Below are 12,329 nucleotides of genomic sequence, written 5' to 3'. Positions count from 1 at the left end.
GCGTTTAACCGCTCGAAGGCGTCATTTCAAAACCAGCACGAAAAAAAGCCCGTATAAACCGCCTATACGGTCTATACGGGCAACCCTTCTCTACAGCGCATCACAAATCACAGCGCGAACGGCATCACCCCTTCGTCGCCCCGAACGTCAGGCCCGCGACGAAATGCTTCTGCATCGCGAAGAACATCGCGACCGACGGCAACGCCGCCAGAATCGATCCGGCCGAAACCAGATTCCACGCGGTCGTCCACTGCCCTTTCAGCGCGGCCACACCCACCGTAATCGGCGCGGCATCGTCGCCCTGGGTCAGACACAAAGCCCAGAAATAGTCGTTCCATACGAACGTGAAGACGAGAATCGTCAGTGCCGCCAGCGCGGGACGAATCAGCGGCAAGATGATTTTGAAGAACACCGTCCACTCGTTTGCCCCTTCGATGCGCGCCGCCTCGACCAGTTCGAACGGCAACTGCTTGATGAAGTTGCGCAGAAACAGCGCGCAAAAGCCGGTCTGAAACGACACATGAAACAGAATCAGCGCGCTCACCGTATTGAACAGACCGAGTTGCAACGACAGATCGCGAACCGGAATCATCAGCACCTGGATCGGCACGAAGTTGCCCGCAACGAAGGTCGCGAACAGAGTCGAGTTGCCGCGAAAGCGATAGATGGCCAGCGCAAAACCCGCCATCGCCGCGAGTGCGATCGAGCCCACCACCGACGGCACCGTAATCAGCACGCTATTCCAGAAGTAATGCAGCATCGGCGAAGTGGTCAAGGCCTCGCGATAGTTATCGAACATCGCGAAGTGCCGCGGCCATCCCCAGTAATTGCCTTCGCTCAACTCCTCGGTCGAGCGCACCGACGTGACGAGCACGGCGATCATCGGCAGCAGCCAGATCAGCAGTGCAATCGGCAACGTCAGTTTGTAGACGCGGCGCGTGGCCGGCTTCCATTTGTCGATCGGAATCGGAAACATCAGCGGCTCCTTATTGCTCGGTGCGCAGCATCCGCCGCAGGTGGTAGACGATATAGACCAGCATGATCGCGAACAGCACCACGGCGATCGCCGCGGAATAGCCGATTCTGTAGTACTTCACCGCCTGGTCGTACATGAAGAACGCGAGCACGGTCGAGCTTTCGAATGGGCCGCCGCCCGTCATCACCGAAATCAGATCGAAGCTGCGCAATGCACCGATGATCGTAACGACGATCGCCATGAACGTGGTGGGCCGCAGTTGCGGCAGGATCACATGCCACAGCATCGACCAGCCGCACGCGCCTTCCATGCGCGCGGCTTCGATCTGCTCGGCGTTCAGCGCGGTCAGTCCGGTCAGATAAAGAATCATGCAGTACGCCGTTTGCGGCCACAGCGCCGCGAACACGATGCCGAACGTCGCATAGCGCGGATCGCCGAGCACCGGCACGCCGTGGCCGAGAATCAGCGCGAGCAGGCCGAAGGTCGGGTCGTAGAACCACGAAAAGATCAGCCCGACCACGACGCCCGACAGCACGAACGGCGCGAAAAACAGCGACTTGACGATGCGAATGCCCACCACCGCCTGGTTCAGATACAGCGCAACGGCGAGCCCCATCGGCGGCGCGAGCAGAAACAGCACGAGCCAGATCAGGTTGTTCTTCAGCGCCGTATAGAACGTCGGTGTCTGGAACAGTTCGATGTAGTTGCCAAGACCGATGAAGCTCGGCTCGGTCATACCGTCCCAGTTGAAAAAGCTCAGGCGGATCGTCGAAAGAATCGGCCACACCACGTAGATGGCCACCATGATGCAGGCCGGCGCGAGAAACAGGAACGCGGCGCGCCGCTGCCGCCGCGCGGTCGGCGTCGGACCGCGCCGGCGCGGCGCGACAGACGCGCCTGGCAGCGCACCCGATCCGCCGGGTTCAACAGGACCGCCGACGCTATGACGGCTGACGGAATGCGACACGATCAATCTCCCGATCCGGTCAATCAAATCCAATGCGATGAAACACGAACTGGCGCGATGGACAGCGGCCTCGCGGCCGCCGTCGCTCATCTACCGCTTATCTACAAGCTTACCGACAACGACGCCCTCACTTCTTGTAGATACGCTGACGTGTCTGCTCGAGCTGCGCGAGGATATCGTCGATCTTCGACGGATCGGACATGAACTGCTGCATCCCCTTCATCCCTTCGTCGGCCATCTCCTTGGTCATGTCGCGATCGTAGAACTGCGCGATACCGCCCTTCGTATTCGACAGGATCTGGAAGCCGATCTTCGAGATCGGATCGTCGGGTTCCGCCGATTTGCTGTTCGCCGACAGCGAGCCGAGCCCCTTCGCCAGTTGCGCGCCGATCTCCGGCGTCTCGACGAATGCGAGGAACGTGTGAGCGTCTGCCTTGTTCTTCGCTTTCGACGGGATATGCAGCGATTCGACCGGCCCATCCTCGGCGGTCGGCACCTTCGGGTCGATGATCGGGAACTGGAAGTAGCCCATCTGCGGCTTCACGTTCTGCGGAAAGCCGGCCGTGATGAACGTGCCCATCAGCATCATGCCGGCCTTGCCCTGGAACAGGAACGGCTGGACCGCGTCGAGATCGTAGGACAGCGAATTATTGATGAAGTAGCCGTCGTCGATCAGCTGCTTCCACGTCGTATAGACCTTCTTCACGCGCGGATCGGTGTACGGAATCTCGCCGGCCATCAGTTTCTGATGGAACGCATTGCCGTTCAGGCGCAGATCGAGATAATCGAACCAGCCCGCGAGCGTCCACGCATCGCGGCCCGCCACTGCGATCGGCGTAATGCCCGCGGCTTTCAGCTTCTTCGCGGCATCGAGAAACTCGTCCCACGTTTTCGGCTCGCCCTTGATGCCGGCCTTCTCGAACAGATCCTTGCGATAGAACATCCCCCACGAGTAGTACACAGTCGGCGCCGCATACTGCTTGCCCTTATACGACGACGCCTCTTTCGTCGACGCATACATGTCGTTCCAGCCGTTCTTCTGCCAGTCGCCGCTCAGATCCTCGAACAGGCCGCGCTGCGCGTAATACGCCATCCGTTCGCCGTCGTGCCAGTTGACCACGTCGGGCGCGACAGTCGAAAGCCAGCCCGGCAACTGCACCTTGTAGGCTTCTTCGTCGATGAACGACACCTTCACGTCGATCCCGGGATGCGCCTTCTTGAACTCGTCGACCACCTGCTGCCACACCGCGCGCTGGCTTGCGCCCTTGTAGGCGATGTTCAGCGCGAGCGTGCCCGCCTGCGCGGTGCTGACGACGGACGTCCCCGCGGCGACCGCGGCCAGCGCGAGCGCCAACAGAATCTTGCGTGGTTTCAGTTTCATTCTGACTGTCTCCTATATTTCCCGGTTATATACGTCGTTGTCGTTACTGCGTGGAAATTGCTGCGGCTGGACCTGCGTCACGAACGGTAGATCGAAACGCCTTGCGGCGCCACCTCGCGCGAACCAACCACGAACGCGTTGTCGGCAACGTTATCGAGCGTGTACGGATCGGCGCCGTAATTGAATACATAGGTCAGCGCGCCGCGCCGACTGATGCGCACGCTATCGCCCAGCGCCTCGGTTGTCACGCCCGCTTCCGCAGCGATCCGCGCGAACAGGCGCACCGTCAATGCGTCGTCGAACAGGCTGGCCAGATAGTGGAACGCACCGCTTCGCACGTAGGCGGGATGGCCGTCCGCGAAGCGCGCGCGCACGTCGAGCGCGGTCGCGGCATCGCTGTCGATGAAATCGCGCCAGTGACGCGCGACGCCTTCAGCCCCGCTTTGATCGTCGAGCGTCACCGCTTCCGTCACGTTCGGCCGCATCGATTCGACGCGCCACACGCGCAACGGCAGCACCGAACTCAACGCGCCCGGCGGCAGATTGGCCGGAATCCGCAGATCGCGCGTCTTCGAACCGGTGCGCGGACCGAGCACCACCTGTGCGCCCGAACGGGCGAGCCGCGCGGCAAAATCGTCCGGCGCCACCGGCAGCGGCGGCACGACGATCAGGCTGTAACCGTCGAAGGATGCATCGACCGGCACGACGTCGACGTCGAGTCCGAGCGCGCGCAAGGCCGAGTAGTACTCGAACGTGAAACGCGGATAGTGAAAGTCCGCGCCCTGCGGATGAATCTCGAACAGCCACTTCGCTTCATAGTCGTAGACAAGTGCGACTTTCGAGCGGATCGTCGCATTAGCGTCGGCATTCGCGGCCAGCACCGTGCGGATTTCGTCGACCACTTGCGACGCTTCCTGGCCGCCCACGTCGAGCCGGTTATCGGGCGTATTGAGGCCCGCATGCATCTGCTCCTGCGCGAACGGCGCCTGACGCCAGCGGAAATACGACACGCAGCCCGCGCCATGCGCGAACGCCTCCCAGCTCCACAAGCGCACCATGCCCGGCAGCGGCGCCGGATTCCATTGCGCCCAGTTCACCGGCCCCGGCTGCTGCTCCATCACCCAGAACGGCAGCTTCGACATGCCGCGATACACGTCGTGATTGAACGACGCGAAATCCGGATGACCGCTGCGCAGCCAGCGCGCCTTGATGTCGGGCGCGAACCATTGCTCTTCGAGCGCGCCGAGCGGATAGCTGTCCCACGTCGCCACGTCGAGATCGGCCGCGACCTTGTAGTGATCGAACTCGGTGAACAGCTGCATGAAGTTGTGCGCGACCGGACGGCCCGGCGAATGCGCGCGAATGATCTCGACCTGCATGCGGTTGTAGCGCGCGACTTCATCGGATGCGAAGCGCCGGTAGTCGAGCCGGTGCGACGGATGTGCTTCGGTCACGGTCGCGACCGGAGCGTCGATCTCGTCGAAGCTGCGGTACTCCATGCTCCAGAACACCGTGCCCCACGCGTCGTTCAATGCGTTGATCGTGCGATAACGCGCCTTGAGCCACTCGCGAAAACGCGTGAGCGCGGCCGGCGAATAGCTGACCACCGTGTGATGGCAGCCGAATTCGTTGTCGGTCTGCCAGTACGCGACGGCCGGATGCTTGCCGTAGCGCTCGGCCACCGCCGTGCAGATGCGCCGCGACGCCTCGAAATACGCGGGCGACGAAAAGTCATAGTGGCGCCGCGAACCGAACGCGCGCGGGCGACCGTCGGCGCCGACCGGCAGGATGTCCGGGTGACGATCGATCAGCCACTTCGGCGGCGTCGCGGTCGGCGTGCACATCACAACCTGCAGCCCCGCCGCGCCGAGCACGTCGACCGCGCGATCGAGCCAGCCCCAATCGTATTCGCCCGGCGTCGGCTCGATGCGGCTCCACGCAAATTCAGCAATCCGAACCTGTTCGATGCCGAGCGCCTTCATGCGGCGCGCGTCGTCTTCCCACATCGATTCCGGCCAGTGTTCCGGGTAATAGCAGACTCCAACACGCATCCTCAGTCCCCAATGTTCTTCAAGCGTAATGTGCGACGGATTCGAGCGACGCCGCCGCGAAACCGTCCTCGGTAAACAGATGGCAGGCGGCCGACGGCACGCGCAGGCTCGCGTGCGCGCCAGGCACCAGCCGCGTGACGCCCGGCGCCTTCGCGATCAGCACGGCGCCGCCGGGCTGATCGAGGTGTACGTAGCTGTGCTCGCCGAGTTGCTCGACGAGCGAGACGGTGCGCGTGAGCACGCTGTCCGTGGCGGTGCCGGCGGAAGCGGTGGCCGGTGCATCGTCGGCGAACTCCAGATGTTCGGGACGCACGCCGAGCGTGACCGGCTGCGCCGTTTGCAGACCCGCGCCGCTGACCGGCACGCGCACGGTTTCGCCGGTGTGATCGAGCGTGACCAGCACGCCTTGCGGGTCGAGCGCAGCGACTTTGCCCGGCAGGAAATTCATCCGCGGCGAGCCGATGAAGCCGGCCACGAAACGACTTTTCGGGCGGTGATACAACTCGAGCGGCGCGCCGATTTGCGCGATGCTGCCGTAGCGCTCGGTGTCCTTGCCTGAATGCAGCAGCACGATCTTGTCGGCGAGCGTCATCGCTTCAATCTGATCGTGCGTCACGTAGACCACGCTCGCCTTCGCGAACTGCTTGTGCAAGCGCGCGATTTCGACGCGCGTTTGTCCGCGCAGCGTCGCATCGAGATTCGACAACGGTTCGTCGAACAGAAACACGCCGGGCTCGCGCACGATCGCGCGGCCGATCGCAACACGTTGCCGCTGTCCGCCCGAGAGCGCCTTCGGCCTGCGCTCGAGCAGCGCCTCGAGTTGCAGAATGCGCGCGGCCTCGCGCACCTTGCGATCGATTTCGTCCTTCGGGGTTTTTGCGAGCTTCAGGCCGAACGCCATGTTCTCGAACACGGTCATGTGCGGAAACAGCGCGTAGCTCTGGAACACCATCGCGACGCCGCGCTGCGCGGCCGGTACGTCGTTGACGATGCGCCCGCCGATCGACAGGTCGCCGTCCGTCACGTCCTCGAGTCCGGCGATCATGCGCAGCAACGTGGACTTGCCACAGCCGGACGGCCCGAGGAATACGCAGAACTCGTTCTCGCCGATGTCGAGATCGACGTTGCGGATCACCGCGGCCCCGTCGCCATACGCTTTTTGCACGCCTCGTAACGAAATGCTCGCCATTGCATCGACTCCGTGATTTAATCGGCCCGAAGTCGGAGATTAAGCGCTTAATCAGCGAGACCGAAAAAATCGATCGCAAGCGATCGGTCGGTCTGTCTCCGATATCGTTTATACGTTGGTTTGACGACAGATGTTGCCGTGCCTCGCGCCGTGATGCAAATGTCGGGCAACCATCCCAAATACTGAAAGCACCATGCCCACTCTCAGCGAAGTCGCGCGTCATGCCGGCGTGACGCCGGCCACCGTGTCCAACGTATTGCGCAATCGCGGCCGCGTCGGCGCGACGACCCGGCAGCGCGTGCTCGACGCGGTCGAAGCGCTCGGCTACCGGCCGCACCTCGCCGCGCGCGCGCTCGCCGAAGGCCGTGCGCCGACGCTCGCGTTGATGGTGTCGAGCATCGCCAACCCGTTCTATCCGGAGTTCGCGCTCGCGGTCGAACGCGCGGCGCGCACCAGCGGCCACTTCGTGATCATCTGCAATACTAACGAAGACCCGCTGACCGGCCGTGCCTACCTCGACCAGATCGCGGGCACGCTGTCCGAAGGCGTACTCGTGACCAACGCGAACCTCGATTTCGTCGATCTGCGCGCCACCGAAGCACGCGGCACGCCGGTCGTGCTGTGTATGTGGGAGCGGCCCGCCGAGCCGCCTGGACTGCCCTGCGTCGCGGTCGATTTTCGGCTCGCCGGCGAACTGGCCGGCCAGCATCTGCTCGAACTCGGGCATCGGCGCATGGGCGCGATCGTCGGCAGCAAGGCGTCGGGCATTCACGCGGCGCGCTACGAGGGTTTCGTCGACGCGCTGCGCGCGGCCGGCGTGACGAAGAATCGCGTGCGGCATGCGGTCGATACGATTCATGGCGGCTACGTCGCGGCCCGCGCGATGCTCGAAGCCGATCCGCAACTGACCGCGATCTTCTCGACCAACGACCTGCCCGCGCTCGGCGCGATGCACGCGGCCGCGGATCTCGGCCTGCGCGTGCCCGACGATCTGTCCGTGATCGGCATCACCGACATCGAACTCGCGCGCGAATCGCGGCCCGCGCTGACCACGGTCGCCGTGCCGACCGTCGAAGTGGCCGGGCTCGCCGTCGAGTTGCTGCGCGAGTTGATCGAGTCGTCGTATGGGCAGGCCGGACGCGGCGCGCGCGACGAACCGATTCCCGTGCCGATGCGGATTTCGTCCGAGCCAAAACTGGTGGTGCGTGCCTCGACCGCCGCGCCTCGACCACCCGCGCACACGCCTTCGCGTTCGCCTTCGTGTTGAACCCCGGTGACCCGCCGATGTGGCCGTAACAGCGGCGCGCACGTTACGTAGCGAACGCTTCAACCGGCCGTTTCGCGGCCCGTGCGGTTTCGCACGGCACCGCTCAAACGCCCGCCGCACGGGGCTCGCGCGCCATGCCCCCGATTTTCCGTGCAGTTGGCACGGTCCCTGCAAATAACCGGTGACAAAGCCGAGCGCCGGCATCCGAGTCATGCCGCCGCGCTCCCTAACCGGCCAGGCCAAAGCCACTACATGCAGGGATATTCGAATGATCGCCGACACACTGCCCGACACCGTCAACGCCCACACCGACATTGACGATACCTTCGCGCAACGCCATCCGCTGCAAATCGCGGTCTGCCTGCGCAATCTGATGACGGGACAGGACTTCGTGACGGTCGAATTCGGCGGCCGGCAAATCGTCACGCAAGTACTCGATGTCGATTCGCGCAACGCGCGCTTCGTGTTCGACATGGGCAGCGTCGCCGACGACAATCATGTGCTGCCGGTCGCGCGCCAACTGACGTTCCGCAGCCTGCCCGGCGGCATCCGCACCGAATTCACGACGGCCGGCGCCGAAGCCATCACGTTCGAAGGACGGCCCGCATTCGAAGCACCGTTCCCGCCGCTGCTCTACTACGTGCAACGTCGCGAGTTCTTCCGCGTGCAGACGCCGGTGCTCGACCCGTATCTCGCGTGCGGCCGCTATGAAGACGGCGCGACGTTCCGACTCGAATTGCAGGACCTGTCGCTCGGCGGCGTCGCATTGAAGACCGCCGACGCGCGCTTCGCCGAACTCGCAAACGGCACCGTGCTGCACGACGTGGCGTTGCAGATGGGCATCTTCGGCACGCTGCAACTGGACCTGCAGATCGTCGCGCCGCGCCAGTTGACCACCGCAAAGGGCGAGCTGCGTTATGTGATCGGCTGCAAGTTCGCAATCGCGTTGGGACCGTCGGAGCGCGCGCTGCAACGCGTTATCACGCAGCTTGAAACGAGGCGGCAAACGCTCGCGCAGCGTCGCTAGATCGGCGTATCCGCTGCGCGCGTTTCGAACGCCGGCATCCGCCCTCGCTCTCAACTCGCGGTCATCGTCCGATGGCCGCGTTTTCCGTTTTCGCGTTTCCGTTCGCCTCGTTCCGAACGCTTTAAATAAGCGCTGAACGCATTCGCAACGCCGGCCTGTCCAGCGCTCGAAACGCATCGTTCGGACTTCAAACTGCTTTCAGTCCTGCCAGGGCTTTCCCGAAGCGCAGCGCCCTCCTCTTGCGCCGCACCACGCGGCGCAAGCCTTGTCGCGTCTGGCACTACGCCCTGGCGCGTGTTCTCGCACGGCAATTTCCCATCCAATTTTCTGCCTTGACGATTGTTAGTTCGCCTGCTGTACTAAATCAATCAAAGTGATTTAGGCGGATCGATCTACCCAGGCAATCCGGTCACTCAGTTTTACGAGCTTTCAAATTCACGTCCTTTCAAATTCACGCTATTACCTAGCAGTCCATAACGTCATTGCGATCATCGTCATCGGAGGAGCGTCCCATGAATCTGAATTCCCGCAGGCATCCTGTCGCCAGGAAAGTCGTCTCGATGTGCGTCGCGGCGTCCGCGCTGTGGTGCGCGAGCGCGAGTCAGGCGGCCGACCAGCCCGTCATCGGTCTGATTACGAAGACCGACACAAACCCGTTCTTCGTGAAGATGCGCCAGGGCGCGGACGCCGAGGCGTCGAAAGACGGTGCGAAGCTAATGACGGCCGCCGGCAAGTTCGACGGCGACAACGCGAGCCAGGTGACCGCGATCGAAAACATGATGACGGCCGGCGCGAAAGCGATCCTGATCACGCCGAGCGACACCAAGGCGATCGTGCCGAGCATTAAAAAAGCGCGCGCGGCTGGCGTGATGGTGGTTGCGCTCGACACGCCGACCGACCCGCAGGACGCGACCGACGCCCTCTTCGCGACCGACAACTTCAAGGCCGGCGTGCTGATCGGTAAATACGCGAAGGCCGCGCTGAACGGCAAGCCCGCGAAGATCGCGACGCTCGACCTCGCACCCGGCGTATCGGTCGGCGTGCTGCGCCACAACGGCTTTCTCGAAGGCTTCGGCGTGAAGGAAGGCGATCCATCGATCGTCTGCAGTCAGGACACGCGCGGCGATCAGGCGAAGGGCCAGACGGCGATGGAAAACTGCCTGCAGAAAGCGCCCGACATCAACGTCGTCTACACGATCAACGAACCTGCCGCGGCCGGCGCGTATCGCGCATTGAAGGCGGCCGGCAAGGACAGGAGCGTGATGATCGTGTCGATCGACGGCGGCTGCGAAGGCGTGCGCAACGTGAAGGCCGGCGCGATCGCGGCGACCTCGCAGCAGTATCCGCTGAAGATGGCCGCGCTCGGCGTGAATGCCGGCGTCGACTACGCGAAGACCGGCAAGAAGGTCTCCGGCTACAAGGACACCGGCGTCACGCTGATCACCGACAAGCCGATGTCCGGCATCGACAGCAAGGATACGAAGTTCGGCCTCGACAACTGCTGGGGCAACAAGTAACGCGTCGTGCACGGCGGCCCGCCGCAACGGGCCGCCATCGGATTTGCCGCGTGACCGCCGTGTTTATCGCCACGGTCACGCTCATGTATCGAGGAATGCCATCATGTCGACTCCTTCCGCGCCCGCCGGCCGGCCGCGCCACTCTTTCGCCGAACACCTGCCATCGCTGTCCGAAGCCGGACCGCTGATCGCGCTGGTGCTGGCCTGCGCGTTCTTCATCTCGCAGAGCAACCGTTTTCTGTCGTTCCAGAATCTGTCATTGATCCTGCAACAGACGATGGTCGTCGCGGTCATCGCGATCGGCCAGACGCTGATCGTACTGACAGGCGGCATCGATCTGTCCTGCGGCATGGTGATGGCGTTCGGCTCGATCATCATGACCAAGTTCGCGGTCGTGCTCGGCGTGCCGCCGATTCTGGCGATTCTGTGCGGCATCGGCGCGAGCACGTTATTCGGTCTACTGAACGGTCTGCTGATCACACGCATCCGCCTGCCCGCGTTTATCGTCACCCTCGGCACGCTGAACATCGCGTTTGCGCTGACGCAGATCTATTCGAACGCGGAAAGCGTGTCGAACCTGCCCGACGCGATCATGTTCTTCGGCAACACGTTCCGGCTCGGACCGGCGGAAGTCACCTACGGCACCGTGCTGACGCTGCTGATGTATCTGGCCACCTGGTTCGTGCTGCGCGACACGGTGCCCGGCCGGCACCTGTACGCGCTCGGCAATAACGCCGAAGCCGCGCGGCTGATGGGTCTGTCATCGCAACGAATCCTGCTGACCGTCTACACGCTCGCCGGCGCGATCTACGGGATCGCCGCGCTGCTGTCGGTGTCGCGTACCGGCGTCGGCGATCCACAAGCGGGGCAAACCGAAAATCTCGACAGTATCACCGCGGTAGTGCTCGGCGGCACCAGTCTGTTCGGCGGACGCGGCTCGATCGTCGGGACGCTGCTGGGTGCGTTGATTGTCGGCGTGTTCCGTAACGGCCTGACGTTGATCGGCGTTTCTTCGGTCTACCAGGTATTGATCACCGGCATGCTCGTGATTCTCGCAGTCGCCGCGGACAAACTCTCGCACCGCGGCCGTTGAATCCGCCTATTGAGCCACTTCATTGAGCAAGCTCAGCAAGGAACCTCTGTCATGTCGACCCCTACCTCCACTGCCACCTCCTCTGCGGCGCTGCCGGTTCTGCAGGCGCGCGGACTCGTCAAACGTTATGGCAACGTGACCGCGCTCGACGGTTGCGATTTCGAAGTGCTGCCCGGTGAAATCCTCGCGGTGATCGGTGATAACGGCGCGGGCAAATCGTCGTTGATCAAGGCGCTGTCCGGCGCGACCGTGCCCGACGAAGGCGAGATCCTGCTCGACGGCAAGCCGGTCAAATTCCGCAGCCCGCTCGACGCGCGTGCACAAGGCATCGAAACCGTCTACCAGGAACTCGCGGTCGCGCCGGCGATGAGCATCGCCGAAAATCTGTTCCTCGCGCGCGAACTGCTGAAGCCCGGCTGGCGCGGTTCGCTCTTCAAGATGATCGACAAGCGCCGCATGCTCGAGGAAGCGACCGCGCATATGAAGGATCTGCAGATCGGCATCCGCTCGATGCGTCAGGCGGTCGAAACGCTGTCCGGCGGTCAGCGCCAGGGCGTCGCGGTGGCACGCAGCGCGGCGTTTGCGCGCCACGTGGTGATTCTCGACGAACCGACTGCCGCGCTCGGCGTGAAGGAAGGCAACATGGTGCTGGAGTTGATCCGGCGCGTGCGCGAGCGCGGGTTGCCCGTCATTCTGATCAGCCACAACATGCCGCACGTCTTCGAGGTCGCGGATCGCATCCACATCCAGCGGCTCGGCCGGCGCGCCGCGCTCGTCAACACGAAGGACGTGCATATGTCGGAGGCGGTCGCGATCATGACCGGCGCGAAGGAAGCCGACGTGAAGGCGATTGCATGACGT

The 12,329-nt window shown here is 63.4% G+C and carries 10 protein-coding genes; 5 read left to right on the top strand and 5 right to left on the bottom strand.

What is annotated here, in order from left to right; genetic code table 11:
- Positions 1 to 124: 124 nt before the first annotated feature.
- The 5 genes from HHL14_RS17740 to HHL14_RS17720 all read right to left on the bottom strand — a co-directional run bounded on the left by HHL14_RS17740 (position 125) and on the right by HHL14_RS17720 (position 6,564).
- Positions 125 to 976: a carbohydrate ABC transporter permease gene (locus HHL14_RS17740; RefSeq protein WP_169498926.1), complete on the bottom strand. Its 852-nt coding sequence runs from the start codon at positions 974 to 976 to the stop codon at positions 125 to 127.
- A gap of 10 nt (positions 977 to 986) precedes the next feature.
- Positions 987 to 1,943: a carbohydrate ABC transporter permease gene (locus HHL14_RS17735; RefSeq protein WP_329601681.1), complete on the bottom strand. Its 957-nt coding sequence runs from the start codon at positions 1,941 to 1,943 to the stop codon at positions 987 to 989.
- A gap of 127 nt (positions 1,944 to 2,070) precedes the next feature.
- A complete protein-coding gene (locus tag HHL14_RS17730; protein ID WP_169498924.1) occupies positions 2,071 to 3,324 on the bottom strand; it encodes an ABC transporter substrate-binding protein in 1,254 nt (417 codons plus the stop codon).
- Between the two features lie 77 nt (positions 3,325 to 3,401).
- Positions 3,402 to 5,375 carry a beta-galactosidase gene (locus tag HHL14_RS17725; protein WP_169498923.1) on the bottom strand — a complete coding sequence of 658 codons (1,974 nt, stop codon included), beginning with the start codon at positions 5,373 to 5,375 and terminating at the stop codon, positions 3,402 to 3,404.
- Positions 5,376 to 5,394: 19 nt separating this feature from the next.
- Positions 5,395 to 6,564, bottom strand: coding sequence for an ABC transporter ATP-binding protein (locus HHL14_RS17720; protein ID WP_169498922.1), 1,170 nt, complete (start codon positions 6,562 to 6,564; stop codon positions 5,395 to 5,397).
- A gap of 193 nt (positions 6,565 to 6,757) precedes the next feature.
- Here HHL14_RS17720 and HHL14_RS17715 point away from each other — a divergent pair, with 193 nt between their 5' ends.
- The 5 genes from HHL14_RS17715 to HHL14_RS17695 all read left to right on the top strand — a co-directional run bounded on the left by HHL14_RS17715 (position 6,758) and on the right by HHL14_RS17695 (position 12,326).
- Positions 6,758 to 7,831 (top strand): LacI family DNA-binding transcriptional regulator, encoded by a 1,074-nt coding sequence (locus HHL14_RS17715; protein ID WP_169498921.1) that lies wholly within the window; start codon positions 6,758 to 6,760, stop codon positions 7,829 to 7,831.
- 268 nt (positions 7,832 to 8,099) lie between these two features.
- Positions 8,100 to 8,858 (top strand): flagellar brake protein, encoded by a 759-nt coding sequence (locus HHL14_RS17710; protein WP_169498920.1) that lies wholly within the window; start codon positions 8,100 to 8,102, stop codon positions 8,856 to 8,858.
- A gap of 512 nt (positions 8,859 to 9,370) precedes the next feature.
- Complete coding sequence (locus HHL14_RS17705; RefSeq protein WP_169498919.1) at positions 9,371 to 10,375, top strand: sugar ABC transporter substrate-binding protein; 1,005 nt, start codon at positions 9,371 to 9,373, stop codon at positions 10,373 to 10,375.
- 103 nt (positions 10,376 to 10,478) lie between these two features.
- On the top strand, positions 10,479 to 11,468 hold the full coding sequence (locus HHL14_RS17700) for an ABC transporter permease (RefSeq protein ID WP_169498918.1): 990 nt from the start codon (positions 10,479 to 10,481) through the stop codon (positions 11,466 to 11,468).
- Positions 11,469 to 11,519: 51 nt separating this feature from the next.
- A complete protein-coding gene (locus tag HHL14_RS17695) occupies positions 11,520 to 12,326 on the top strand; it encodes an ATP-binding cassette domain-containing protein (protein WP_169498917.1) in 807 nt (268 codons plus the stop codon).
- Positions 12,327 to 12,329: the final 3 nt, after the last annotated feature.

It is taken from the genome of Paraburkholderia antibiotica (genome assembly GCF_012927125.1).
Classification (GTDB): Bacteria; Pseudomonadota; Gammaproteobacteria; order Burkholderiales; family Burkholderiaceae; genus Paraburkholderia; species Paraburkholderia antibiotica.
The sequence above is the reverse complement of the archived record's forward strand: the minus strand, read 5'-3'. Positions and strand labels throughout refer to the sequence as shown.